At 39.1% G+C, this 26,038-nt stretch carries 23 protein-coding genes; 16 read left to right on the top strand and 7 right to left on the bottom strand.

Annotated elements, in window-relative coordinates; genetic code table 11:
* Positions 1 to 14 precede the first annotated feature (14 nt).
* Positions 15 to 251 (bottom strand): hypothetical protein, encoded by a 237-nt coding sequence (locus KO529_RS06450; RefSeq protein WP_215947066.1) that lies wholly within the window; start codon positions 249 to 251, stop codon positions 15 to 17.
* A gap of 1,213 nt (positions 252 to 1,464) precedes the next feature.
* Complete coding sequence (locus KO529_RS06445; RefSeq protein WP_215947065.1) at positions 1,465 to 1,701, bottom strand: hypothetical protein; 237 nt, start codon at positions 1,699 to 1,701, stop codon at positions 1,465 to 1,467.
* A 687-nt stretch (positions 1,702 to 2,388) separates the two neighbouring features.
* Here KO529_RS06445 and msrA point away from each other — a divergent pair.
* From msrA to KO529_RS06395, 10 genes are all read left to right on the top strand, one after another.
* The gene (gene msrA, locus KO529_RS06440) at positions 2,389 to 3,054 is read left to right on the top strand and encodes a peptide-methionine (S)-S-oxide reductase MsrA (protein WP_215947064.1); all 666 of its coding nucleotides are present in this window, start codon (positions 2,389 to 2,391) and stop codon (positions 3,052 to 3,054) included.
* 226 nt (positions 3,055 to 3,280) lie between these two features.
* Positions 3,281 to 4,672 (top strand): 3-keto-disaccharide hydrolase, encoded by a 1,392-nt coding sequence (locus KO529_RS06435; protein ID WP_215947063.1) that lies wholly within the window; start codon positions 3,281 to 3,283, stop codon positions 4,670 to 4,672.
* Positions 4,673 to 6,001, top strand: coding sequence for a Gfo/Idh/MocA family oxidoreductase (locus KO529_RS06430; protein ID WP_215947062.1), 1,329 nt, complete (start codon positions 4,673 to 4,675; stop codon positions 5,999 to 6,001).
* 383 nt (positions 6,002 to 6,384) lie between these two features.
* On the top strand, positions 6,385 to 7,293 hold the full coding sequence (locus KO529_RS06425; RefSeq protein ID WP_215947061.1) for an aldose epimerase family protein: 909 nt from the start codon (positions 6,385 to 6,387) through the stop codon (positions 7,291 to 7,293).
* 29 nt (positions 7,294 to 7,322) lie between these two features.
* Positions 7,323 to 7,883 carry a DUF2911 domain-containing protein gene (locus KO529_RS06420; protein WP_215947060.1) on the top strand — a complete coding sequence of 187 codons (561 nt, stop codon included), beginning with the start codon at positions 7,323 to 7,325 and terminating at the stop codon, positions 7,881 to 7,883.
* 2 nt (positions 7,884 to 7,885) lie between these two features.
* Positions 7,886 to 8,926, top strand: coding sequence for a methylmalonyl Co-A mutase-associated GTPase MeaB (gene meaB, locus KO529_RS06415; RefSeq protein ID WP_215947059.1), 1,041 nt, complete (start codon positions 7,886 to 7,888; stop codon positions 8,924 to 8,926).
* Positions 8,927 to 9,120: 194 nt separating this feature from the next.
* A complete protein-coding gene (locus KO529_RS06410) occupies positions 9,121 to 9,834 on the top strand; it encodes a glycosyltransferase family 2 protein (protein ID WP_215947058.1) in 714 nt (237 codons plus the stop codon).
* On the top strand, positions 9,835 to 10,473 hold the full coding sequence (locus KO529_RS06405; protein WP_215947057.1) for a lipid-A-disaccharide synthase N-terminal domain-containing protein: 639 nt from the start codon (positions 9,835 to 9,837) through the stop codon (positions 10,471 to 10,473).
* Complete coding sequence (locus KO529_RS06400) at positions 10,454 to 12,097, top strand: ArnT family glycosyltransferase (protein WP_215947056.1); 1,644 nt, start codon at positions 10,454 to 10,456, stop codon at positions 12,095 to 12,097. The genes KO529_RS06405 and KO529_RS06400 overlap by 20 nt, the downstream gene beginning before the upstream one ends.
* Complete coding sequence (locus KO529_RS06395; protein ID WP_252734316.1) at positions 12,094 to 12,774, top strand: hypothetical protein; 681 nt, start codon at positions 12,094 to 12,096, stop codon at positions 12,772 to 12,774. The genes KO529_RS06400 and KO529_RS06395 overlap by 4 nt, the downstream gene beginning before the upstream one ends.
* Positions 12,775 to 12,819: 45 nt before the next feature.
* On the opposite strand, the gene KO529_RS06390 is transcribed toward KO529_RS06395, so the two are convergent.
* From KO529_RS06390 to KO529_RS06380, 3 genes are all read right to left on the bottom strand, one after another.
* Positions 12,820 to 13,389, bottom strand: a complete 570-nt coding sequence (locus KO529_RS06390; RefSeq protein ID WP_215947055.1) for a phosphatase PAP2 family protein — start codon at positions 13,387 to 13,389, stop codon at positions 12,820 to 12,822.
* A 3-nt stretch (positions 13,390 to 13,392) separates the two neighbouring features.
* On the bottom strand, positions 13,393 to 13,620 hold the full coding sequence (locus KO529_RS06385; protein WP_111624748.1) for a hypothetical protein: 228 nt from the start codon (positions 13,618 to 13,620) through the stop codon (positions 13,393 to 13,395).
* A 73-nt stretch (positions 13,621 to 13,693) separates the two neighbouring features.
* Positions 13,694 to 15,082 carry an MATE family efflux transporter gene (locus tag KO529_RS06380; protein WP_215947054.1) on the bottom strand — a complete coding sequence of 463 codons (1,389 nt, stop codon included), beginning with the start codon at positions 15,080 to 15,082 and terminating at the stop codon, positions 13,694 to 13,696.
* A 386-nt stretch (positions 15,083 to 15,468) separates the two neighbouring features.
* Between KO529_RS06380 and KO529_RS06375 the strand changes: the two genes are divergently transcribed.
* Positions 15,469 to 18,075, top strand: coding sequence for a PAS domain S-box protein (locus KO529_RS06375; RefSeq protein ID WP_215947053.1), 2,607 nt, complete (start codon positions 15,469 to 15,471; stop codon positions 18,073 to 18,075).
* A gap of 93 nt (positions 18,076 to 18,168) precedes the next feature.
* Here KO529_RS06375 and mazG read toward each other — a convergent pair whose 3' ends face one another.
* Positions 18,169 to 18,942, bottom strand: a complete 774-nt coding sequence (mazG, locus tag KO529_RS06370) for a nucleoside triphosphate pyrophosphohydrolase (RefSeq protein ID WP_215947052.1) — start codon at positions 18,940 to 18,942, stop codon at positions 18,169 to 18,171.
* A gap of 179 nt (positions 18,943 to 19,121) precedes the next feature.
* On the opposite strand from mazG, the gene KO529_RS06365 reads away from it, so the two are divergent.
* The 4 genes from KO529_RS06365 to KO529_RS06350 all read left to right on the top strand — a co-directional run bounded on the left by KO529_RS06365 (position 19,122) and on the right by KO529_RS06350 (position 23,000).
* On the top strand, positions 19,122 to 20,537 hold the full coding sequence (locus KO529_RS06365) for a TolB family protein (protein WP_215947051.1): 1,416 nt from the start codon (positions 19,122 to 19,124) through the stop codon (positions 20,535 to 20,537).
* 54 nt (positions 20,538 to 20,591) lie between these two features.
* Positions 20,592 to 21,620, top strand: coding sequence for a DUF3500 domain-containing protein (locus KO529_RS06360; RefSeq protein ID WP_215947050.1), 1,029 nt, complete (start codon positions 20,592 to 20,594; stop codon positions 21,618 to 21,620).
* Positions 21,621 to 21,664: 44 nt separating this feature from the next.
* Positions 21,665 to 22,561, top strand: coding sequence for an SMP-30/gluconolactonase/LRE family protein (locus tag KO529_RS06355; protein WP_215947049.1), 897 nt, complete (start codon positions 21,665 to 21,667; stop codon positions 22,559 to 22,561).
* A gap of 115 nt (positions 22,562 to 22,676) precedes the next feature.
* The gene (locus tag KO529_RS06350) at positions 22,677 to 23,000 is read left to right on the top strand and encodes an EthD family reductase (protein WP_247097490.1); all 324 of its coding nucleotides are present in this window, start codon (positions 22,677 to 22,679) and stop codon (positions 22,998 to 23,000) included.
* A 23-nt stretch (positions 23,001 to 23,023) separates the two neighbouring features.
* On the opposite strand, the gene KO529_RS06345 is transcribed toward KO529_RS06350, so the two are convergent.
* Positions 23,024 to 25,234, bottom strand: coding sequence for a DUF5916 domain-containing protein (locus KO529_RS06345; RefSeq protein WP_252734315.1), 2,211 nt, complete (start codon positions 25,232 to 25,234; stop codon positions 23,024 to 23,026).
* Between the two features lie 133 nt (positions 25,235 to 25,367).
* Between KO529_RS06345 and KO529_RS06340 the strand changes: the two genes are divergently transcribed.
* A complete protein-coding gene (locus KO529_RS06340; RefSeq protein WP_215947048.1) occupies positions 25,368 to 25,874 on the top strand; it encodes a serine hydrolase domain-containing protein in 507 nt (168 codons plus the stop codon).
* Positions 25,875 to 26,038 lie beyond the last annotated feature (164 nt).

Genomic DNA, 26,038 nt, shown 5'->3' with positions numbered 1-26,038 from the left:
AAAGAACAATGGGATTAAGCCAATTTAGCTTTGTTCAATTTAGTAGAGAAAGACAATTCTTTTTTAACCCTAGAATTTTTGAACATGTACAAACGAGCTACTTTGTTTTCGTTTTTAACAGAAACTTCATTTTGGGTAGCAGTAACAATACTCATGGTAACAGTTTCAACTTTTACTTCCTGATCAACATTGTTGGCTTGTGCAGCTACTCCGATAAAAAGAACAAAGATTAAAGTTAAAAGCGTTTTCATGATGCGTTGTTTTGTTATGTAAATTTAACGCCACATGCACCTTGGCTTAGGTCACAAATCGTTTAAACCCCCTTATTTTTCGGTATCTGACAAATCTCCCGATAAAGTGTAGAAAATGCTCGGTGAGTGAAAACCGACCCAGGAAACGCTAATCGATGTTAATGGTATTTAATCGGTAATTCTTACAGGATTTTAGATCTAAAAATCATTAACCGGTCAGAATTTGTAGTAAAAAACTTGTAAATAGTAATTGATTAAAGATATGTTCTCCCGTTAATCTACTTCGTCATCATTCCCAGGACTCCCCTCTTCAATACCAAATACAAATATTAAGTGTAAATGAGTTTTGGAATTAAATAGGATCAATCCCAAAAGTTATGTGTGTGTGTGTATTAGAAAAAGATAGAATAGACTATACCAGGGTTCGCGTTCTGTTCATTTTTTGCATCGCCCAAAAAACGAACCAAAAAACGCTGGGCTGATTTTAAATTTCTTTAAATCCACCCACTTTCCACGGCCGCACCGCCCAGGCCACTTTCACTAAGGTGAAATACTCTATGGACGGCTTCCTTTGCCCAATGTTAAAACCACTTGATTTAAGACGAATTAAAAAATAGGCCGTTTCTTTGTTCCGTCAATTTATAGAGTTCATAAAAATCATTATCCGCTATTGAATATCGTTGAACATTGTCCTTAAAGTCCATTGTTGGGTAAATCTTCTTCCGTAGAGGAGATGACATGGCCGTAAAGAATTATTGAAGCCTTGGAAATAATTTAGGCCATGGCATCGGTCCATAAAATTCCAAGATTTTATGGACCACCTAGCGAAGAAGGGTCTTTTCTTTTGTTTCGTTTTCTTTGGACAAGCAAAGAAAATGAAAGAATAATTTCAACAAAAGTTTCTTAGGGTTATCCCCAATAATTAAAGCTAAAATCAAAAAACAAGATAAATCATGTTAATTCGAATTTTTGAAGAAACACAACAATTAAGCATGATTCAAGGTAACCTTCATGCTACCTAAGTATTTGTATATCCATAGCAAAATCGGAAGAAACCTCATTAAGCAAAAAGAAGTAATTCAAATCATAATAAGATTTTCATTGGTTAGACACCAATAGGTTTATATACATACTATGTTCTTCCCAAATGTAAATAGATATAATATCAGAACTTTTTGACTAAATAATAGTTCTTAAAAAGAAAACGATGTGATTAAGCCAATTTAGCTTTGTTCAATTTAGTAGAGAAAGACAATTCTTTTTTAACCCTAGAATTTTTGAACATGTACAAACGAGCTACTTTGTTTTCGTTTTTAACAGAAACTTCATTTTGAGTAGAAGTAACAATACTCATGGTAACAGTTTCAACTTTTACTTCCTGATCAACATTGTTGGCTTGTGCAGCTACTCCGATAAAAAGAACAAAGATTAAAGTTAAAAGCGTTTTCATGATGCGTTGTTTTGTTATGTAAATTTAACGCCACATGCACCCCTGTATAGGTCACAAATCGTTTAAACCCCCTTATTTTTCGGTATCTGACAAATCTCCCGATAAAGTGTAGAAAATGCTCGGTGAGTGAAAACCGACCCAGGAAACGCTAATCGATGTTAATGGTATTTAATCGGTAATTCTTACGTGTATTTAAAAATAAAAACAAGATTCATTCAATATTTGTAGTAATAATCCTATGATACTATCCGTAAATAACCAGTGAAAAATGAATTAAATAATATTGCTCCAATAAGGCTGTACCCTTTTTCAAATGCATAATTAATGGCTCTAAACCCCAGAGCAAGCCTTGCTCCCCTTTAAAGAACCCCCTTAAGGCTAAGTCAGGGTATCCAGCCAGAAACCCTACCAAAAGTCGGGATTCGTTCAACTATCGCGTTTCAATAAGGCTGAGGCCTTTGAAATAGGTGTTACACAAATGAAAATGATATTATAAAATTTTAAGATGGATATCCGTAAGTATTTTCCAATTACAAACACTAAAAGAGAAAGTATTTGACAAACGTACTTTTATCAAAACTGTCTTACCTTTATAAAGGCAGGATTATTGTAGTTGTATAATTCTGGTACCACCTAAATTGGTTGGACTAAAAAAATAGAACATAATAACATTAAGTAATTAACAACATGAAACTATTACAGATCATACTACTAGGGGTTCTAGGATTTACCACTATTAGTTGTCAATCCAAAACCAAATCCGAACAAAAGCATGAAATAATTGCCGAAGTCACTCCGAAGGAATTGCAACAATATGAAACTGCCTATTTTGCCAGCGGTTGTTTTTGGTGCGTGGAAGCTATTTTTGAAAGTGTAAAAGGAGTAAAGGAAGTTGTCTCCGGTTATTCTGGCGGGAAGGAAAAAAATCCCACCTATGAACAAGTGGGCTATGGCCGTACTACCCATGCAGAAGCGGTAGAGGTCTATTACGATCCCAAAGTGATTTCTTTTGAGACCCTGGTAAAAGTATTTTTTGGCTCCCATGACCCTACTACTTTAAATAGGCAGGGACCCGACAAAGGTGCCCAATATAGATCCATCGCCTTCTATAAAAACGACTCCGAAAAGAAGATCATAAACGACTATATTTCCAAATTGGAGAAGGAAAAGGTTTATTCAGCTCCCATAACTACAGAGGTAAAACCCTTTACTGTCTTTTATGATGCGGAGGACTATCACCAAGATTATGAAAAAAACAATCCCAACAACTCCTATATCTTAAATGTATCGGTACCACGACTAAAACGTTTTCAAGCTAAATTTCCGGAACTATTAAAGGATCAGTCCCATTAATGTATATACATCTCAAAGTAATGAGTCAATTTTCATAAATTCTGACCTACAGGAACAAGGAGAATAATTGAAATTTATAAATTAGGCCGACAGCAACAAGCATGTCGGCCTTTTCTTTTGGTCGATTTTTAATATCACAAACGGGCTAATTTTAGTGCATTAAGCCAATATTTAATCACTTTTTTATACCTTTCAAGCTCACATTAAAAAAAATAAGATTAAAAAAATGAAAGTACGATCAAAACTCCCATCCACCTTATTCTCAGCCATACTGTTGGCCTCCTTATTAATAGGTTGCGCAGGGACAGAAAAGGACAACACCCCGTGGGTTAATCTCTTTGATGGCAAAACCTTGAACGGTTGGAACCAAAAAGGTGGAAATGCAAAATATGAAGTAGTTGATGGAACTATTGTTGGAACCACTGTCCACAACACTCCCAATTCCTTTATGACCACCGACAAAATGTACGAGGATTTTATCTTGGAATTGGATTATAAGGTAGATCCATCCATGAATTCCGGCATTCAGATTAGAAGCAATAGCCTTCCATCTTATAGGAACGGACGGGTACATGGATACCAAATAGAAATTGACCCTTCCGAAAGAGCTTGGAGCGCTGGTGTTTATGATGAGGCCCGAAGGGGTTGGTTAAATCCGTTGGGAGATAATCCGCAGGCACAAAAGGCCTTTAAACAAAATGATTGGAACCATTACAGAATTGAAGCTATAGGGGACACCATAAAGACTTGGATCAACGACGTACCTGCCTCCTATTTAATCGATGATAAAACTGCAAGTGGCTTTATTGCGCTTCAGGTCCATGGTATTGGAAAAGACAAAACCGAAGGAACCCAAATTGTTTGGAAGAATATTAAAATACTTACAGACAACTTGGAAACCTATTCCAGAAAATCGCCCTTAACCCCTATTACCACGAAGAACAAGCTTACAGTTGGTGAAGAAAAAGACAATTGGAAATTGTTGTGGGACGGGGAAACTACCAACGGATGGAGAGGCGCCCGTTTGGACGGTTTTCCGGAAACCGGATGGGAAATAAAGGATGGTGTGCTTACCGTATTGCCTTCGGGTGGTGAAGAATCTGCCGCTGGTGGAGATATAGTAACTACCGACCTCTATGGCGATTTTGAATTAAAGGTCGACTTTAAACTTACCGAGGGTGCCAACAGCGGAATAAAGTATTATGTGAATACCGACCTTAACAAAGGACCAGGTTCTTCCATTGGTCTGGAATATCAAATTTTGGATGATGCTCGCCACCCAGATGCCAAGTTGGGGAATCATGATGGTAGTAGAACGGTAGCTTCCCTTTATGATCTTATTCAGGCAGACCCTAACAAGCCGATCAATCCTATTGGGGATTGGAATACGGCCCATATCAAATCGATCAACAACCATGTTGAACATTGGTTGAATGGGACCAAAGTTCTGGAATATGAAAGAAAAAGCGATGACTATCGCAAATTGGTTTCCGAAAGCAAATATGCAAAATGGCCAAATTTTGGTGAAGGGGACCAAGGACATATCCTATTGCAGGATCACGGGGATTTAGTCTCCTACAAAAACATCAAAATTAAAAGCATAAACAAAAGCGAATAAATGAAAACTAGAAGAGACTTTATTAAAAAAACGGCAGCGGGCAGTGCTGCCCTTAGCTTGGGAGGATTGGTAATGCCAAGCATGGGATACAGTAATATTATAGGGGCCAACGACAAAATAAATGTTGCGGTCATTGGGGTGAGAAGCAGGGCCAAGGCCCATTTCGTTGCCATAAACAAAGACCCCAATGCCAAAATACTTTATAGTTGTGATGTGGACGACAAAATATTGGAGGAACACAATGTTTGGTGCAAAAAGAATATTGGATATATCCCAAAAGTAGAAAAGGACTTTAGAAAGGTTTTGGAGGACAAAAATGTGGATGCCGTTTTCATAGCTACACCAGAACATTGGCATGCTCCAATGGCCATCATGGCCCTACAGGCAGGGAAACATGTTTATGTAGAAAAGCCTTGTAGCCACAATCCACACGAAAATGAGCTATTGGTAGCGGCACAAAAAAAATATGGTAAAAAGGTACAAATGGGAAATCAGCAGCGTTCCTCCCAAAGTTCCGCATTGGCCGTGAAGGAAATCCGTGAAGGAATTATTGGGGAAGTCTACAAAGGCGAGGCCTATTATTCCAGCAATAGGGGCTCTATCGGTATTGGGAATAAAATAGAAGTTCCCAACACATTGGACTGGGATTTATGGCAGGGACCGGCACCTAGGGAATCTTACAGGGACAATGTACACCCTTATAACTGGCATTGGTTCCGTACCTGGGGTACAGGGGAAATTCACAACAATGGTACCCATGAAATTGATATTTGCCGTTGGGCATTGGGTGTGGATCTTCCAAATAGCGTAACTTCCTTTGGTGGAAAGTACACCTTTAAGGATGATTGGGAGTTCGTGGACAACCAACAGGTGACCTATAAATTTGATGATGATAAATTCATTACCTGGACCGGACATAGTAGAGGCTTGATAAAACCAGAGCAACCTGGTAGAGGGGCTACCATTTATGGAAGCAAGGGAATGATAACCATGAGCAGAAATGAATACAACCTTTATAATCTGGATGGCAGTTTAATTAAGAAAGTAGAAGAAGGGGTTAAAAGTGCTACCACCAATACCATGGGTATGGGCGGTTTGGATGTAAATCACGTACACAATTTCTTCAGTGCCATCCGTCAGGACACTTCCCTGAATTCGGATATCAACGACGCCAGTATTTCTACCATGCTATGTCATTTAGGGAATATAGCCCAAGATGTAGGTAGAACCATTCATATTAACCCGACCACAGGAAAGGTAAAAGATGACGATGAGGCCATGTCCTACTGGAAAAGGGAATACCAAGAAGGCTGGGAACCCAAATTATAGTTCTAGGATTTCAATCATATAAAGAAGGGGATTTTCTATTGAAAACCCCCTTCTTTTTTTATTAATAATTCCCATTACCGCAGAACAACTTCTGTAAACTTGGAATTAACACGGATGGATATGCTACTAGTCTTGTTTATATTTCCAGTTCCCGTTGTTTCAACGCCATAGCTTTCCCTTTTTGTAATTGCGCTTTGCGATCGTTACGTTTACATTGTTCTACAATATCAATCTGAAACATTTCGGCCAGTTTCTTTTGTTGACGGGAGAGTTTTGTTACATTTAAATCATCCCCGATAAATCCCAATTACCTAAAGGACGATGGAATATTTGTAATGTTGCAAAAAAGAGTATTTTTATCTTAAATCTTAAAAAGCACTACATTGAATCAAGTTACAATAAAAAATAATTTCATAACACTGACCGTACTGGACTATGGGGCCATCATCCAAAAGTTGATATTAAAAAATAAGGAAGGGGTAGACACCAATGTGGTGGTGGGTCTGGAGGAACCTGAAAAATATTTAATGGACAACAAGTCTCTTGGAGCCTGTATAGGACGTTATGCAGGAAGAATATCCAATAGCGGTTTTCAAATCAATAACGTACACTATCCTATTTTTTCCAAGGATGGGGTACATCTTCACGGTGGACAAAAAGGCTTTGGGAAGAGATATTGGTCCATAGAGCAGGTACATGATGGGGAAAATCCCTTTGTAAAACTAAATTACCTAAGTCAGGATATGGAAGAGGGCTATCCTGGAAACCTAAAATCCACGGTAACCTATAAACTGGTAGGCCCATCCCTATTTATAATTCATGAGGCTACCACTGACAAGGCCACTCCTGTAAACCTGACCAACCATTCCTATTTCAATCTGGATGGTGCGGAAACCATAGACCATTGGAACCTAAGGTTGGCTTGCCCGGAATATTTGGAAACGGATGCAAAACTTCTTCCTACGGGAAAATTGGTTTCCGTAAAAAATTCGAAATACGATTTCCTGGAGTTAAAAAAGATTGGCCAAGTACGTTTGGACACCCCGTTTGTGATGGACTCCAGTCTTAAAAATAGTACCGTACTGACTTCAGACAACTCAGGTTTATCCATGGAAGTAGTAACCAATCAACCGGGAGTGGTAGTCTATACGCCACCCGCTTTTGCCGCCATCTGTTTTGAAACCCAAAATTTCCCGGATGCTCCCAACCAGCCCCACTTTCCAAATAGCATTTTGCAACCAGGAGAAACCTATCACAATGAAACCGAGTTTAGGTTTAGTTTCGTAAATTAGAACAATTAACCTAAGCTAAATCCAGGAATATGAAATTTCTTAAATGGTTATTAGTAGTTATCGTAGTGTTGGCGCTGGCCTTCTTTTTGTTTGGAAAATCCTATTTAACGGAACAGACCAAAAAGAACAGTCCTGAGAAAACAGCTACTTACAATAAAAATGGATTGGACCTAAGTGTAAAATACAGTAGTCCGTTCAAAAAAGACCGTATTATTTTTGGTGAATTGGTACCCTATGATGTGGTTTGGAGAACAGGGGCCAATGAACCTACCACTTTTACCACGGCTACCAACATTAGTGTTGGAGGCAAAAGCTTGCCCGCTGGCAGCTATGCTTTATGGACCATACCCGGCAAAGAGACCTGGAGCTTTATATTCAATAGTGAAATTCCCGAATGGGGAGTTACCATTTTAAGTGGTGGAAAGGAAACCACTAGAAACCCTGAAACGGATGTGGTAGAAATAGGTGTCCCTGTACAGCAATTGTCGCAAACCATTGAAAGTCTATCCATAGACTTTGAGGAAAACGAACAGCTTTACCTTAGTCTTGCTTGGGACAAAACCAAGGTAAGCCTTCCCATTAAAAAGTAAATTTGGCCACCAATAAAAACACGGACGGAAATATTAATTCTAAAACCAAAGCTTTTAGAAAAAGGAATCCGTCCGCAGCGGAACTGATACAAGGTATTTTAAATGGTGACATAGCCACCTTGGCTAGGGCTATTACATTGGTGGAAAGCACCAACAGTCAACATTTTCAAAAATCCAATGATATTATAGATCAATGCCTACCGCATAGTGGTAAGAGCATACGTATTGGAATAACCGGAGTTCCAGGGGTAGGTAAAAGTACCTTTATCGAAACTTTTGGCTCCTTCCTTACATCCCTGGGAAAAAAAGTGGCCGTACTGACGGTGGATCCTTCCAGTACCATTAGCAGGGGAAGTATTTTAGGGGACAAGACCCGAATGCCAGAATTGGTAAAGGACAAGAACGCCTATATCCGCCCCTCACCCACTGGTCATTCTTTGGGTGGAGTTGCCAGAAAAACCCGAGAAACTATAATCCTTTGCGAAGCTGCCGGCTTCGATACCATTTTAGTGGAAACAGTCGGGGTGGGTCAAAGTGAAACTGCAGTACACGGAATGGTAGATTTCTTTCTATTATTGAAATTGGCCGGTGCCGGAGATGAACTTCAGGGCATTAAAAGGGGCATCATGGAAATGGCAGATGCCATTGTTATCAATAAAGCCGATGGCAACAATATTGAACAGGCCAATTTGGCCAAAGTTGAATTTACTAAGGCGCTACACCTCTTTTCCCCAAAAGAAAATGGCTGGACTCCTAAAATCCTCAGTTGTTCCGCTATTCAAAAAACAGGGATATCGGAAATATGGGAAGTCATTAAAACCTACATAGACAATAAACCAGGCCTGGACGGAATAACCGCAAAAAGGAGAACACAAAACAAATATTGGCTACTACAGACTATTGAAGACCAGCTAAAACAACAATTTTATCAAAACAAAAACATAAAAAGTCATCTGGATCAAATGATACAATTAGTTGTAGATGGTAAAATTTCCCCGTTTAACGCCGCCGAAAAACTATTAAGTCTGGCCAAAGAAACCTAAACGCTGCTTTTTTGAGATAAGGTTTATTAAGAATAGCAACAAAAGGAAAAGGTTATGCCTTGGTAATAAATATCATAAACCTATTCCAATTTTAGCTCCACAATAAGATGTAGGGCCCAATGCCACATAGGTTGACAAAGTTGATTATCTTTGGCCCTAAATTTTAGCTACAAAAGCACTTATCCTTGTATAAAATGAATTACGAATTCACCATAATTATACCTGTCTACAATGAAGAAGATAATTTGGAACGCGTTGAAAAGGAGCTTAAGGACTACTTGACCATTTGCACAAAAAAGGCCAGGGTATTATTCGTAAATGACGGTTCAAAAGATAATAGCCAGCAATTAATAGAAACCATTTGCCAAAGAAACGAAGCTTTTAGTTTTGTGAAATTTGCCCAAAACAAAGGCTTGAGTGCGGCCATCAAAGCCGGCTTTGACTATACGGATACCCCCTTGGTAGGTTATATAGATTCCGACCTACAGACCTCGCCCGAAGATTTTAACCTGCTGTTGGAACATATTGATCAATATGATCTTGTAACCGGAGTAAGGGCAGATAGAAAAGATTCATTTGTTAAGAATGCCTCATCTACCATCGCCAATGGTATACGTAGAGCATTTACACATGATGGAATGGACGATACGGGCTGTCCCCTAAAGGTGATAAAAACCGATTTTGCCAAAAGAATACCGATGTTCAAAGGCTTACATCGATTTTTACCTGCTATGATCCTGCTACAAAATGGTACCATTGTACAAATTCCTATTCGCCACTTTCCACGTATGGCCGGTACTGCAAAGTTTGGTCTTTGGAACAGGTTATTGGGACCGCTTATGGATTGTTTTGCCTATTTATGGATGAAAAAAAAATATATTAACTACCAAGTAGATAAAATAGGGTAAATGGCAGATTGGATGGTTTATGCAATTGGCTTTATTGCCCAAATTCTGTTTTCCAGTAGAATGGTGGTGCAATGGGTTATATCTGAAAAGAACAAAAAAGTACTTACCCCTAGACTGTTCTGGCAATTAAGTTTATTGGCTTCTTTTCTATTATTTGTGTATGGGTGGTTACGTGACGATTTTGCCATAATGTTGGGACAGGCCATTACCTATTTTATTTATATCCGCAATATCCAGTTACAAGGTGAATGGACTAAATTACCGTGGGCCTTTAGGGTTTTTCTATGGATTTTCCCTGGGATCATTATTGTTTATGGATACAATAACAACGCCTATGACCTAAGGCAATTCTTCAGTAACGAAAACATTCCTATCTGGTTGCTATTATTGGGCAGTATAGCACAGGTTATTTTTACCTTTCGGTTTGTATACCAATGGATATATTCCGAAAAAAAGAAAACCTCCAGTCTTCCCTTTGGTTTTTGGCTACTAAGTTTAATTGGGGCCTCCTTAATTCTTACCTACGCCATTTTTAGGAAAGACCCGGTCCTATTTGCCGGCCATTCACTGGGCATGATTGTTTATTTAAGAAATCTATTTATCCTTAAAAATGAAGAGCATGACGTGGTTGAAAAATAATCCTATTGCCCTGATCTTCTTGGCGGGAATCTCCATTTTTCTATTTCATTTAAACGTTATCCCGGTTACAATCATGGAAGCCAGGAATTTCGTCACGGCTCGGGAGATGATTACGGACGGTAATTGGTTGCTGACCACAATGAACGACCTTCCTAGATATGAGAAACCCCCATTACCTAGCTGGATCACCGCCCTCTTTGGATCGATATTTGGATTGGAAAACATAGCCGGACTAAGGTTACCGACGATGTTGATGGCCATATTTTTGGGATATATAGGGTATCTGTTTTCCTTAAAAATACTTGACAATAAATTACACGCACTCATAAATGCCCTTATTTTATTAAGTTCATTTTACATTATCGTAATTACCGTTGAAGCTCCTTGGGATATATACACCCACGGATTTATGTTGACAGCCATTTACTTTCTATATAGTTTTTTTGACCATCCTGACAATAAATGGAAGAACAGTCTACTTGCCGGACTCTTTATAGGTCTGTCCTTTATGAGCAAGGGACCTGTTTCCCTATATGCACTCTTCCTGCCTTTTCTCTTGGCCTATGGCTTCGTATATAAATATAAGGGCTTCGGAGTTTACAGGAAATATATCCCCTTGGTTGTTATGATCCTCTTGGCCATGGTTATTGGCGTATGGTGGTTCCTTTATGTTCGCCTTGCCGATCCCAATGCCTTTTTGGCAATAACCAAAAAAGAAACAGCCAATTGGTCCAGCTACAATGTGCGCCCCTTCTATTATTATTGGAGCTTTTTCATACAAAGCGGAATATGGACCATTCCAGCCTTAATTAGTCTAATATATCCCTATCTTAAAAATAAGGTAAGTGATAAAAAGGCATACCGACTTAGCTTTCTATGGACTATTTTTTCGGTAATTCTACTTTCTATCATCCCCGAAAAAAAAGCCAGATATCTTGTTCCCGTATTAATTCCCCTCGCCCTAAATACGGGGTTTTATATGGAATATGTCATCAGAAATTTTAAAAGCTCCTTTGTACAGAAAGAAAAAATACCAGTATATTTTCATTTTTCCTTATTGGGACTAATTGGTATAGCCTATCCCTTTATTGCCTATTTATTACTTAAGGATGGTTTGAACGGCCTATGGGTTTACTATGTTTTGTCATCTCTTACACTTTTTGCTATTGGTGTATTACTTTTTGTACAACTTAAAAAGCAACAGATTTTTAGCTGCTTTTTGCTCTCTATAGCCTTAGTAGGTGCCATAAAATTATTAGCGATGCCTCTCACTGGAGCTATGGAAAAAAATACGGAGTATAGAAGTATATCTCAATTAAGAAAAGCTATGCAGGAAGAAGGATTAAAAACTTATTGCTTTGGTGAAATTGCTCCGGAAATGATTTGGGACTATGGCTCAGCAATTCCAGTACTTAAGGGGGAAGAGGAAATCCTAATTCCCGAAGGCGAAAAATTTGGAGTGCTGGTAATTCCGACAGATGAAAATGAATTTAAACGTATCTTTGACCCGGAATATAGCTATACGTTAAATACCGTGTACGATTTAAACTATAATGCCAACCCAGGAACCAAAGGACATAAGAACCGTTTAATAAGTAATTTATATATAGTTCAAAAACGATGATGAATATCTTTTCCAAAATTGAAAAAATAGGATACAGTATTTTACTGGCTATTGTTTTGTTTGGTCTTTATTTAGGCCTAAAGGACGACATTTATTTTGATGTTAACTATGCACAGGAAGATGGACCGGTGGAATGGGGTACTGCTATAATGTTATTTGGCATATTTGCACTTTCTCTCTACCACTTATTAACTTTATGGAGCAACAAAAAAATATTGTGGAAACTGGGGACCTTCATTTTTGTGGTCTTATTCCTTTTTGCTGCAGGTGAGGAAATCTCATGGGGACAACGAATCTTCGGAGTGGAATCCAGCGAATTTTTTATAGAAAACAACGCCCAGGGCGAAACCAACTTGCATAATCTGGTGGTAGGTGAAAAGAAAATAAACAAAATTATCTTCAGTCAGTTATTGTTCCTGGTGATGTTTCTTTACCTATTGATTACCCCTATCCTCTTCAGGAAATTTAATTGGTTTAAGGATTTGGCCAACAATTTTGCGGTGCCCATTGTAAAATGGCATCATACTATCGCATTTTTAGTGGCTACCGTTTTAGTTGCCCTGAATCCGGCCAGCCGAAAATGGGAAGTATACGAATTGGCTTTTGGTGCAATCTTTTTCTTGATTTTTTTAGGGCCCCTGAACAAGGAAATCTTTGAAAAGGAACAAACCAAATAAATTTAAGGCTTCAGTGTAAAAACAATCCTGAGATGGGATCTTAGGTCAGTGGTCGTATTTGTCAATTGCCTTTAGAAAAAGCTGCAGAAATAATCCTCCCAAAAAAGTTCCGATAATTGTTCCCGTTAGCACATCCAACGGAAAATGTACCCCTATATATATCCGGCTATAGGCTACCACCGAGGCCCACCCTATTAGAAACAGTCCGATATATTTATACTTTGTCCGTAATAAGGAGGTAAAGAAAACGGCCACGGCAAAAGAATTGGCAGCATGGGCGGAGAAATAGCCAAATTTTCCACCACAGGAACTTTTCACCAAACGCATTAACCCGTTTATCTCGTTGTCATGGCAGGGCCTCAACCGCTGCACGCCATACTTAAAAAAATTGGCCAACTGGTCCGTAACCAAAATAAGCAATGCAATGGCCACCAGTGTCATTAAAAGACGCTTTAGACCAAATGCCTTATAGGTTAAAAATGCCAAAAGGGCATAAAGGGGAATAGAACTCCATTTATTGGTCATGAAAAGCCAAAAACCGTCCCACCTGTCACTGCCCAAGTTATTAAGGAACAGAAATAATTCCTTGTCGTAATGTACCAACTGGTCCAACATAGGCTATTCTTCGTACCGAGAAATTTCACGGTCATAGAATGCCGTAGCTTGTTCAATTAAATTCTCAGCTTCAGCCTCCAGTTCCTTTTCATCCTCCTGGGTAAAATCCTCCAACCACTCTACCTCATCGTTCTCCAGATTTATAATAAATCTAGGATATTCGGTATGTACCACAAAAATCGCCGTAGGATAATCCGTATTGTCGCCTAATAAAAATTTTGGGAATTCCATAAAATAACTTTTTATTTAATTATCGATATCCCCAAAACTGTTACATCTTAGTAGATAACGACTTGCTTTAATATCAATCAATCTCTTGCAAGGCCCTTTGGGCAATTAGTTTCTTGGTCAAATAATTAAATCGAATATACAACATTATGGCAGATGCCGTTAGTCCGGACAACAAGCCGATCCATATCCCGGTACTCTCCAAGGAGGTATAAAGTCCTAGATAAAAACTAATGGGAAAGCCTATTATCCAATAGGCGACAAAGGTAATCATAGTGGGTATCCTAACATCCTGAAGTCCCCTTAGCGCCCCCAATACCACAACCTGTAAACCATCCGAAATTTGGAATACGGCCGCAACCAAAATTAGTTCGGCCGCAATCTTGATCACTTCCATGTTATCTACCAAATTGGTAGTATCACCCAGATCCAGATAAATTGTTGGCAGAAAATCATTTAAAGCAACAAAGGACGCGGCAAAAACAATTTCCAATATCAAAGTGAGCAGAAAAATAGATTGGGATATACGCCTTAATTCTTTAAAATCCATCAATCCTTTTTGATTTCCCACACGGATCATTGCAGCGACTCCCAGCCCCATACCTACCATAAAGGTCATACTGCTTAGGTTTAACGCAATCTGGTTGGCCGCTTGGGAATTCTTGCCCAAAACACCACTTAACCATACTGCCGCTGTAAAAATGGCTACCTCAAAAAACATCTGTAAGGCAGAGGGAAATCCGAGGTCAATGATTTTCTTCATGACCTTTTTCTCTATAATCGCAAAATTGAATCCCGTAACATAATCGTGAAATTTCTTTTTATTCTTGAGTAGTACCCAAAGAAAAATAACCATAATGATACGGGAAATCAACGTACCCCAGGCCGCCCCCACGATTCCCATTTTAGGAAAGCCCCAGGAACCGAAAATTAGCAGATAATTCAATAGAATATTTACAAAATTGGCAATTACAGTGGCATACATAGGATATTTTGTCTGGGACAATCCCTCAGAGAACTGCTTAAAAGCTTGGAATATAATTAACGGAACTAAAGAAAATGCCACTAAATCCAGATAGGGCATAGCCAATTCCACCACTTCTGGAGGTTGCTTCATTAGATACATGAGTGGCTTGGCCAATAGTATTATCCCAAAAAGTGAAATGCCCATTAGTGTGCACAACAAAAGACCGTGCTTAAGAGCGCTTTTTCCTGCTCCAACATTGCCCGCCCCATCGGCCTCCGCCACCAAAGGCGTAATGGCGGTAGAAAACCCTATACCCAAGGACATGGCTATAAACACAAAACTATTGCCCAAGGAGACCGCTGCCAATTCCGCCGTCCCCAATTGCCCCACCATAATATTGTCGGCAAATTGTACAAACGAATGCCCCAACATTCCCAAAATAACAGGAAATGAAAGGGATAAATTATAACGAAACTCCTTTGTATATTTCTGCAACAAGACGCTTTAATTTGAAGGGGCAAATATAAGGGTTAGCTTTGGTTTTAGAACAATGGAATTTTCCATTTAATGCCATTAATCTCAAAACGAACCTGCCATGCATTCCGTAAAATTAATCACTTAACCAAAAAAATAATAAATGACCAATATCATAGAATCTGCTATTTTATATTTTTAAATTACCTCTCCATAAATTTTGCGACAGTTCTAAAGTGCAAGAAAAGTATTTTAGAATGCAAAAAAAATACCCTATATTGAAAAAATACCAACCAATATGGGGCTTAGAAGCTATATTGCTATGCTATTAATACGAGGTTTGAAAGAAAATTACTACCCGTCCTATAGATTTAGCACATCCATATATAAAAGTAAATAAAATCCCCAAAATGGATAAACTTGAAAAATCCACCAAAAAGAGGTATCTCTTTTTTATTACTACCATTGTTCTAAGTATAATTTTAGCGGTACTATTTTTCCAAAATCGGATTGATATTCTAACTTCCGATGTACACCTAATTAACATCGCAGGAAGACAACGCATGCTAAGTCAGCGTATTTCGAAACATGTGTTTGCCATAAACTTGGACCAAGGCGTAATAGCCAATAAAGTTTATCTCGATAGTCTAAAGGGTTTAACCTCTGAATGGCAAAAAAATCAGAATTACCTTATTGCGGCCAACAAAGACCTACCCAATTCGGATAAAATTGACGACTTATTCAATGCCTCGCGACCTAGTACCACTAAATTATTAAATGCTGCCCTTAAAATTCTAGATAATCCCAATAGTCCTGACATCCTGGGTTCCAGTATAAATACCATAAGACAGGAAGAATCACCGGTTTTGACAAGTATGAACAATATTGTGTTGGAATATCAAAACACAGCAGAGAAGAATCTTTCCGATCTTTACAGTATTACATATCTTGTTGCTCTTATAGTTGCAATGGTAATCATTGGTCAATTTGCCCTAGTCTTTTTACCGCTGATAAAAAAGCTTAAAGAAAAGTCTAATTCATTACAGCTTGCCAATATAGCCTTGGAAACTTCCAATAAGGAGATACAAGAAAAAATGGATCAGGTAAATGACCTGCAAGCCGATCTAAAGGTAAAGGAGGAACACAATAAGATTTTTATTGATAAGGCACCCAATGCCATGGCCATGTTCGACAATGACATGAGGTTCCTTGCTGCATCAGATCGTTGGAGGAGCGATTATAATTTAAGCGACAAAGAAATTACGGGTAAATCCCTCTACGAGATTTTTCCGGAAATTGAAGAAGAATGGAAAAAAATTCACCAAGATTGTCTTGCAGGGGCTATACATCACGAGGATGAAATAGCCTATAAATGGCCAGATGGTAGGGTCCAATGGCTTAGCTATGACATTAGGCCCTGGTATATTTCTCCTGATACAATTGGCGGATTGTTAATATACACTTTGGATATTACCGCTATAAAGGAAAAGGAAAAGGAAAAACTCCGTATCGAAGAAATCCTGGACAAAACCAACGAAGTGGCAAGAATTGGTACTTGGGAAGTTGATACCATTAATGGCAAAATCCATTGGAGTACAGTAACCTGTGAAATACATGAAGTGCCCTATGATTATGTGCCAGAACTTGAAACAGCCATTAATTTTTTTAAAGAAGGGGAAAGTAGGGACAAAATTCAACTGGCGGTAAACAATGCTATCGAAAAAGGAATCTCCTATGATGTAGAAGTTGAGCTGATTACCGCAAAAGGGAATAGCCGTTGGGCAAGGGCCATAGGCCAGGCGGAAATGGTAGACGGGCAGTGTGTAAGATTATATGGAGTGTTCCACAACATCAACGATATTAAGGTTACGGAAAATGCCTTAAATAAGGCCAATGAGGAACTAAGCGCCATTTTTAATGTTGGCCCAATCTCCATTATCGGAACGGACATGAATGGATTAATTACCCATTTTAATAAAGGTGCCGAAAATTTATTGCAATATTCAGCTGCAGAGATGATTGGAAAAATGACCCCAGAAATCATACATGTGCGCGAAGAGGTGGAAAAGCATGGCAAGGAGTTGTCAAAAATATTTGGCAAAACTATTAGCGGTTTCGATGTTTTTGTGGAACATGCAAGACGAGATAGTTTTGAATCCATGGAGTGGACCTACGTGCGTAAAGATGGCACACATTTCCCTGTACAATTAATTACAACTGCTATTAAGGGGCCGAATGGAGATATAAATGGATTTTTAGGGGTGGCCACAGACATTTCCGAAACGGTCAATAACCGAAAAAAGTTAATTGAAGCTAAAGAAAACCTTGAAGTCCTCACTAAAAAACTTACAAACCAAAACCGCCAATTGGCAGATTTCGCACATATAACCTCGCATAATTTACGATCACCTGTAGCCAACCTACAAACTCTATCCAGTTTCTATAAAGATTCTGAAAGCGAGGAGGAGCGTAGCGAATTATTTGAGAAATTTGAAATTGTAATAGACCACCTCTCCTCTACCTTGAATACCATGGTTGAAGTAATCCAGACCACAGACGACAGTACCAAGGCTACCAAGGAATTATCCTTTGAAAAAACACTAATCAAGACCCAAGAAATCATCTCTAGTCAGATAGAACAATCTGGCGCTATAATTAAAAGTGATTTCTCAAAAGTACCCACTGTGGTCTACAACGACATATACCTCGACAGCATTTTTCTCAATTTAATTTCCAATGCCATTAAATATAAATCGGAGGATAGGATCCCTGAAATTTATTTGGAATCCAAAATTGAAAATAGCAAAACAATACTGAGCATAAATGATAATGGATTGGGAATAAATATGGACAAACACGGTCATAAATTGTTTGGGCTTAACAAGGTATTTCACAGCCATCCAGAAGCAAAGGGGGTTGGACTTTATATGACCAAAGTTCAGATCGAGGCTATGGGAGGTTCCATTTCCGCCACTAGTAAAATTGACGTGGGATCTACCTTTACCGTGGTTTTTTAATTTATTGGGGGGGGGCAATTTAAAATCTTGTAATCAATATTTTTAGATGGTGTATTGATGCTTTTTCGGTATAACACCCTGCCTGCTTAAAAATTAAATACTCTTGGCCTCCTCCCAAAAAACATCCATTTCGGTCAAGGTCATATCCTTTAAGGCCTTTCCCTGTTCCTTGGCCTTGTTTTCCAAATATTGAAAGCGCTTAATAAACTTCTTATTGGTACGCTCCAAGGCGTTTTCTGGATTAATATTCAAAAATCGGGCATAATTTACCATGGAAAACAGCACATCTCCAAACTCGGACTCCATGGCGTCCGCATTTCCTTGTTTAACCTCATCTTGGAATTCTTCCAGTTCTTCCTGAACTTTTTCCCATACCTGTTCCGGTTTTTCCCAATCGAATCCAACTCCGGCCACCTTATCCTGAATACGGTTGGCCTTGACAAGGGACGGAAGACCTTTTGGAACTCCTTCCAAAACACTTTTTTTGCCTTCTTTTAATTTGATTTTTTCCCAATTCTGCTTCACTTCTTCTTCATCTTTCACCACAACATCTCCATAAATATGTGGATGCCTATTGATCAGTTTGTCACAGATATCATTGGCTACGTCTGCTATATCAAAATGTTTGGTTTCACTTCCAATTTTAGCATAAAATACAATGTGGAGGAGAACATCGCCCAATTCCTTTTTTATTTCCTCCAAATCATTGTCCAAAATGGCGTCGCCCAATTCATAGGTTTCTTCAATGGTTAAATGACGTAGCGTTTGCATGGTTTGCTTTTTGTCCCACGGACATTGAGCTCGCAATTCATCCATAATTGTGAGTAGACGATCAAAAGCTTTTAATTGGGATTCCCGAGAATTCATAAGGTTGACTTTTAAACAAAAATACAAAGTCTGTATGGTTCCAACTATCGTATGTTCCGAGTTTTTTAGCTAACTTTAGTTCCTTACTTTCGGACAAAACCAATATGACCCATAAAAAAATAATTTTAATACTAGCCATTATTGGCTTTATACTTATGTCTTGGGCAATTCAGATTGATATGGGTATATTCCAAGGCCATGGGGATATTGGCGAAGTAAAACATAAGGGGTCACTGGAATTTAATCGCAAGGATAGTACTTATACCATTTCAGCTAGTGGGACCAATATGTGGTTCAATAACGATCAGCTACATTATGTTTGGAAAAAAATGTCGGGGGACGTTTCCCTGGCTGCCGATATTGAGTTGTTGGGCAAAGGTGTTGACCCACATAGAAAAGCTTGTTTAATTATCCGCCAAAACCTGGAGCCGGGCTCGGCCTATGCCGATGTGGCCGTTCATGGCGATGGTATGACCGCCATTCAATATAGAGAAGTGGATGGAGATATCACTCGTGAACTTCAGTCCAACATAAAATCTCCTAAACGTGTCAGAATTGAAAAGGTGGGCGACTATCTCTATATGTCCCTCGGCAAAGCGGATGGAGAATTGGAATCATCTGGAGGTGCCATAAAAGTCCAGTTTAAAGCTCCTTTCTATATTGGACTTGGCGTTTGTTCCCATAACAACGATGTAGTGGAAACTGCAAAATTCTCCAAAGTTGTATTGGAAAAATTGGAAGCAAAGCCAGACTCGCTTAAAAAATTGGAAAGCACTTTGGAAATTATTCCGATAGCTACTTGGGACAGAAAAGTTATTCTCCAATCCGATAAACGCTTGGATGCACCAAATTGGACACCGGATGGAAAGGATTTGATATATAACAGTATGGGACTACTATATCAAATTCCAATTGAAGGAGGTGATCCCAAACTAATCCCCACAGATTTCGCAAAAAGAATCAACAATGACCACGGCGTTTCGCAAGATGGTAAGATGTTGGTGATAAGTGATCAGACAGAAACCGGAAAATCATTGATCTATACACTTCCTATTGAAGGTGGTGTGCCGAAAAAAATAACTCCTAAAGGTCCTTCCTATTGGCATGGATGGTCTCCAGATGGCCAAACATTAGCCTATTGCGCAGAGCGAAATGGCAATTATGATATTTATACCATTCCTGTTAATGGAGGTGAGGAAACAAGATTGACCACTACAGAAGGACTTGACGACGGACCGGATTACTCCCCCGATGGAAAATATATCTACTTTAATTCTGCCCGTAGCGGAACCATGCAGATATGGCGTATGAAGCCTAACGGAAGTGAACAGGAACAACTTACCACGGATGAGTACCATGATTGGTTTGCCCATCCGTCCCCGGATGGAAAATGGTTGGTCTATATTTCCTTTGAGCCGGATATTCCAGCAAATTTACATCCCTCAAACAAAGATGTAATGCTTCGATTAATGAATCTTGAGACCAAGGAAATTAAAACGATCGCCAAATTGTTCGGTGGTCAGGGCACCATAAATGTCCCCTCTTGGTCACCTGACAGCAGCCGTTTGGCATTCGTCAGTTATCGATTAAAATAAAATTTAACTAAACCCAGGATAATAATAAACCAACCAATAAAAATGAAACCTAAAATGACACCAAAAAAAATAATATCAACTACTTTTTTACTATTGCTTTTTGGAATGCTATCCGCTCAGAACGTGTTGCAAAAGGCCAATATTTTTGTTAACAGTTTATCCGAGGAAGTAAAAGCCAAAACACTATTTACTATAGAGGACACTGAACGCTTTAATATGAATTATGTCCCCATTCCCAGAGCTGGAGCCACCTTCCATGATTTTGACGAAACACAAAAAAAGGCAGCGCTCGATCTGCTACGGGCTTCCTTGAGCGAGGAAGGTTTTCGGAAGTCACAAGAAATTATGGAACTGGAAAAAGTATTGAGAATTATTGAAAATGACGATAACGATAAAATGCCCGATGGCAGACCAAGACGCGATCCGCTAAATTATCACTTTTGCATTTTTGGTAATCCATCCAAGGATAAACCATGGGGATGGCGATTTGAAGGACACCATCTCTCCTTAAATTTCACTTCCACCGATGGTGCCATTAGCTCCTCTACCCCTACCTTTTTTGGAACCAACCCTGGCATTGTACGTAGCACAGAATACAAGGGCAAGGAAGTACTGAAAAAAGAGGCAGAACTAGGTTTTTCCCTTTTACACTCCATGAGCGAAAAACAATTAAAAACAGTAGTATTTACAGATGTTGCCCCCCACGATATCGTTACTACAACCGAAAGAAAGGTGAAACATGTGGAGCAATTAGGAATCTCTTATAAAGCCATGTCCAAGTCCCAAAAAAAGATTTTTATGGAACTGCTGGATCTGTACATGAATAATTACGAGCATGAATTTGCTACCGGGTTTAGGGACAAAATAAACAAGGCGGGAATAGAAAATTTAACTTTTGCCTGGGCCGGAAGCCTGCAACCTGGCAAAGGGCATTACTTCCGAATTCAGGGTCCCACTCTACTTATCGAATACGATAACACCCAGAACGAGGCCAACCATGTACATACTGTAGTTCGTGATCTAACCAATGACTACGGGGAAGATGTACTAAAGGCCCACTATGAAAAAGACCACAAGCACTGATTTCAGAAAATAAGAACTTAAGTTTTACGGCATATAATAACGAGATGAAAAAAGTTATAAATCTATTTTTAGCATTACCCATACTGTTTTCCCTATCCTGCAAATCGTTACAAACCTCCCTCATCGCCAAGGATGCCAAAGTACAGTTAGTGTCATCGGAATACTCCTTTACCGAAGGACCTGCTGTGGCTCCCAACGGGGATGTGTTTTTCACAGACCAGCCCAACGATCGTATCATTAAGTGGTCTGCGAAGGATAAAGCCGTATCCGTATATATGGAGCCTTCCGGGAGATCCAACGGACTCTATTTTGACCACCAAGGAAATCTTTTGTCCTGTGCCGATGATAAAAATCAACTTTGGCGAATAGATTCCCAAAAAAATGTCACGGTCCTAATTGATGATTTTGAAGGCAAAAAATTAAACGGTCCCAATGATCTATGGATAGACCCAAAAGGAGGCATATATTTTACGGACCCTTTTTATAAACGTCCGTATTGGACGAGAACTGAACAGGAGATAGAAGAACAGCGTGTTTACTACCTTACTCCCGATCAAAAGGATATTATTATTGTGGCCGAGGACTACGTAAGGCCAAATGGCATTATTGGCAGTAAAGATGGTACCCGTTTATATATTGCCGATATAGGTGATAAAAAAACCTATTCCTATACCATAAATCCCGATGCCAGCTTAGGCAATAAAGCCCTGTTTGCCAATATGGGCTCGGATGGCATGACAATGGACAACCAAGGCAATGTATACCTTACAGGGGATGGGGTTACGGTTTTTAATCCCCAAGGTGAACAAATTCTACATATTCCTATAGATCAGAAATGGACGGCCAATGTAACCTTTGGAGGAAAAAACCAAAAAACATTATTTATAACGGCCATGACCTCATTGTATACCTTGGATATGAACGTACACGGAATTAGATAATATAAGTGATTACCGTAAACTTATAGCCAAGATAATAAAGACACTTTTAATCAGAAACTCTAAACAAAAAGGGTGTCCTGAGATAAGAACAAAAAAACAATTAATACAGACAATCATGAAAAAAGGAATGATTAAAGTAAGTGTTTTGTATCCTAACGGAGCAGGCAAAAAATTTGATATGGATTATTACAGCAACCAACACATATCCTTGGTTGGAGAATTATTAGGGGATTCAGTGAAGGCTGCAACCATTGAAAAAGGTCTGGGAGGAGGCACCCCTGGCTCAACTGCTACCTATGCAGCAATGGGAAATTTATATTTTGCATCTATGGATTCATTTCAAAATTCCTTCGGTCCGAATGCAGAAAAAATTATGGGAGATCTTCCTAATTTTACTAATATTGAACCTGTTGTTCAAATTAGTGAGGTAATCATTTAAAAAAGTTAGGATAGTCTACCAACTTAATTGATCAAATCGAACATTCGACTATATTTAATGATAATACTATTATTTGTGGGGTCACCTTCTCTAAGGTTGTAATTGTACACCACAAAAAGACCTGTATTGGCACGCTGCAACCAGCCCAATCGTAAATTTACCGCCCACAGTTCATTTGCGGAATTGTTCTGTACCAAACTCTGAACATACAGATTTGGCCTAAAGGAATAGGTCATTTGACTTCGGAAAATATTAGCCGTAAAATCACCTACAGGTAATTGGTAATTGTTGTAGAGATAAATAAAATCGGAATTGAATTTATCTCCCAATCGTATGCTCAAGGTGCCACTTTGCTGATAACGTTTTCCCCCAAATGAACCGCCGATCACCGAACGAATATTTATAGCGACTGGCTTACTCTTATTGGTAAAGAAAACCAATTGGGATTCCGAGTGCCTATAGGTACCGGGCAGCACGGTAACCCCGTCTGAAATTTCAAAAGGATCTAAAACCCCTTCTGTGGTAAGGTTTAGACCGGTATGGATTTCCATTCCACTTTTAAACTCCCAATGGTTGTCAATATGGGTATAACTAGTTTCCTGAAAGCCCTCAAAATTCCAAAAACTGTTGTAGGAAATATGAGGCCTTAATTCCAGTATTACCGAGTTTTCGTTTTTTGGTCTATAGTGATATAAGATGCGGGCCTCCGGCTTCCTGAAGGCCGAACGCTGTAAAAAACCAACTTCAGGATTAAAGCCTTCTCCAACCTCGGTATACCCTGCTCCTATTTCCCAACTGTTCCAAATGTAGTCGGTTTTGAGCCGGAAAGAATGCTCATTTATGGTATCTGTTGGTCCATTGGTACGGGCATAAAATCCGGTCATTCTAGCCTTACGCCCCAAACCCAGTTTTCCATCCAGGGCTATGGTACTATTAAAGTCATCTTCGATACCTATTCCTGAACGATTAATAAATGCTGCACCCAAGGCGGAACGACCTTTAAATTCATGGTTTACTCGTGCTACCGTAAAATTATTCTTTTGTATCCCTGCATCTTCAACCTCATCCGTAAACATGGTTAAAAGTCCAACATTGGTCCGGTCCAATTTTCCGGATAATCTGGCCCCTCCAATTATGGGAACTATATTTCCATCATCCCCTATTCCAATACGTCTACTAAAAAACAGGTCTACTTCCCCTGGACTCCCAACACTGAACAAGCCTGCATTCTCTAAAAAGAAGGGACGTTTTTCTGGAAAAAACAAATTAAAACGATCCAGGTTCACCTGTTGTTCATCTACCTCAACCTGGGCAAAATCGGTGTTATAGGTAAGATCCAAAGTAAGACTTGGTGTAATACTAAATTTTATATCCCCACCCACCTCGGGCGTAAATTTGGCCTTAGGGTCCTCGGCTTCAAAATCTTTGGCCAACTGCCCCAGCACATAGGGAATAACCTTTAAGTTTCTTGGGGTTTTAAGATTTAGGCCCGTAAGGGTGCCGGCCAAGGAAAGTCTATTTAAGTTAAAACCTATAGGCATTGGCGACCAATAAACAATTTCATTGGTCTTCCTTATATTTCTGCGAAAATTAATGCCCCAATCCTTGCCAGGCTGAAATCTTATGGTACGCAAAGGAATGGCAAATTCTGCACTCCAACCTTCGTCGTGCACTGAAGTCCTGACCTTCCACGAACCATCCCAGTTTAAATTAAAGCCACCTATGGTACCGCCTTGTTGCCTATTAGTATTCTGGTTACCCTGGCCTTCATTATCTACCTGGGCATCATATTCCACTCCAAGGGAATTGGTTCCAAAAATAAAACCATTCTGATTATCCTTATAGGTATCCACTATAAAAAGAAAGGCATCGGTGTTGTCCAACAAAGCATCCCTCCTAGCATCGGAGACTACGAGGCCATCAGGGTCCGAATCATAACAGACTACTGCCAAATAAAAAGTATGTTCCGTATAGGCAATTCTTATCTCCGTGCGTTCACTGGCCATTTGCCCGTAATTAGGTTGACTTTGTAATAAGCCCCCAAACGGTTCTATCTTTTGCCAAACCTCATCTTTTAGAATATTTCCGTCGATCATAGGTTCGGTTTCAATGGGAACTGCAATAGCGGTTGGTCGTGTTTGGTTGTCATTATCAAAATCGGGGTTTTGGGAATATCCAATTTTAGACAAACATAAAACGGCGAAAAGAACAAAAACAAATTTCTGGATGGGCATAGTATTTTTGGTTTGTTGGTATTGGTATGGCCAATTACTCTAATATAATAACAATTAAGGAGTTAATGGAACAATTTTTAAATCTTATCTTTAAAAGTTAAATTCATGAAAATCTTGAAATACATAGAAAACCTTGAAATACAATAACCCATTTATAACGCTACTGTTCCTTCTATTAATCCTGGTGATGCCTATCAATGGGCAAACTGGTTCCAATGCCCTGCCAAGTGTAACCATATCGGGAATTGATAAGGAAAAGCTAAACCGATATGATCATTTTCTTAAAAAAGAAATAAACGAAAGAAGGGCTCTTGGTGCCGCTTCCTATGTTATGAGAAGGGGAGAAATTGTTCACGAAATAGCCTTTAGATATAGTAGTATGGCAGATAAGATCCCTATTGAACAAGATCAATTGTTCCATATCATGTCCATGACAAAGCCTATCGTAACCGCAGGGTTTATGATGTTATATGAGGAAGGATATTTCTATCTTGCGGATCCGGTCTCCAAATATTTACCCCAGTTCAAGAATCTAAAGGTTGCCCAGGATTTGGATCAAGGGGCAAATGGTTTACCAGTCGCTCATCACAAAATACTAATCAACACAACAATGAAAAACCCTATACCTTTTACTGGATGACCGTTTTGGGCACCTAACCTACTTGCTCACTGACAACGTGATACCAGGGCTTTACCAATGGCCAGTAGCTTAAAGACTGTGGTACCTCGACATCAACCTTAATCTAATGTCAACCAATGCTGGATTTTACCATTAGCGAACAACCAATGTTCCCTGTCGAAAAT

This window comes from Arenibacter algicola (genome assembly GCF_018860365.1).
Taxonomy (GTDB): domain Bacteria; phylum Bacteroidota; class Bacteroidia; order Flavobacteriales; family Flavobacteriaceae; genus Arenibacter; species Arenibacter algicola_B.
Note: the sequence above shows the minus strand (reverse complement) of the source record. Positions and strands in the feature narration are given on the sequence as shown.

Bases quoted from the DNA above. Each gene is read 5' to 3' on its own strand.
- KO529_RS06400 (WP_215947056.1), top strand. From the start codon at position 10,454: ATGACGTGGTTGAAAAATAATCCTATTGCCCTGATCTTCTTGGCGGGA.
- mazG (WP_215947052.1), bottom strand. From the start codon at position 18,942: ATGAATTCTCGGGAATCCCAATTAAAAGCTTTTGATCGTCTACTCACA.
- KO529_RS06395 (WP_252734316.1), top strand. From the start codon at position 12,094: ATGATGAATATCTTTTCCAAAATTGAAAAAATAGGATACAGTATTTTA.
- KO529_RS06430 (WP_215947062.1), top strand. From the start codon at position 4,673: ATGAAAACTAGAAGAGACTTTATTAAAAAAACGGCAGCGGGCAGTGCT.
- KO529_RS06345 (WP_252734315.1), bottom strand. From the start codon at position 25,234: ATGCCCATCCAGAAATTTGTTTTTGTTCTTTTCGCCGTTTTATGTTTG.
- KO529_RS06350 (WP_247097490.1), top strand. From the start codon at position 22,677: ATGAAAAAAGGAATGATTAAAGTAAGTGTTTTGTATCCTAACGGAGCA.
- KO529_RS06355 (WP_215947049.1), top strand. From the start codon at position 21,665: ATGAAAAAAGTTATAAATCTATTTTTAGCATTACCCATACTGTTTTCC.
- KO529_RS06390 (WP_215947055.1), bottom strand. From the start codon at position 13,389: ATGTTGGACCAGTTGGTACATTACGACAAGGAATTATTTCTGTTCCTT.
- KO529_RS06410 (WP_215947058.1), top strand. From the start codon at position 9,121: ATGAATTACGAATTCACCATAATTATACCTGTCTACAATGAAGAAGAT.
- KO529_RS06445 (WP_215947065.1), bottom strand. From the start codon at position 1,701: ATGAAAACGCTTTTAACTTTAATCTTTGTTCTTTTTATCGGAGTAGCT.
- KO529_RS06420 (WP_215947060.1), top strand. From the start codon at position 7,323: ATGAAATTTCTTAAATGGTTATTAGTAGTTATCGTAGTGTTGGCGCTG.
- KO529_RS06450 (WP_215947066.1), bottom strand. From the start codon at position 251: ATGAAAACGCTTTTAACTTTAATCTTTGTTCTTTTTATCGGAGTAGCT.
- KO529_RS06405 (WP_215947057.1), top strand. From the start codon at position 9,835: ATGGCAGATTGGATGGTTTATGCAATTGGCTTTATTGCCCAAATTCTG.
- msrA (WP_215947064.1), top strand. From the start codon at position 2,389: ATGAAACTATTACAGATCATACTACTAGGGGTTCTAGGATTTACCACT.
- KO529_RS06385 (WP_111624748.1), bottom strand. From the start codon at position 13,620: ATGGAATTCCCAAAATTTTTATTAGGCGACAATACGGATTATCCTACG.
- KO529_RS06360 (WP_215947050.1), top strand. From the start codon at position 20,592: ATGACACCAAAAAAAATAATATCAACTACTTTTTTACTATTGCTTTTT.
- KO529_RS06375 (WP_215947053.1), top strand. From the start codon at position 15,469: ATGGATAAACTTGAAAAATCCACCAAAAAGAGGTATCTCTTTTTTATT.
- KO529_RS06435 (WP_215947063.1), top strand. From the start codon at position 3,281: ATGAAAGTACGATCAAAACTCCCATCCACCTTATTCTCAGCCATACTG.
- KO529_RS06365 (WP_215947051.1), top strand. From the start codon at position 19,122: ATGGGTATATTCCAAGGCCATGGGGATATTGGCGAAGTAAAACATAAG.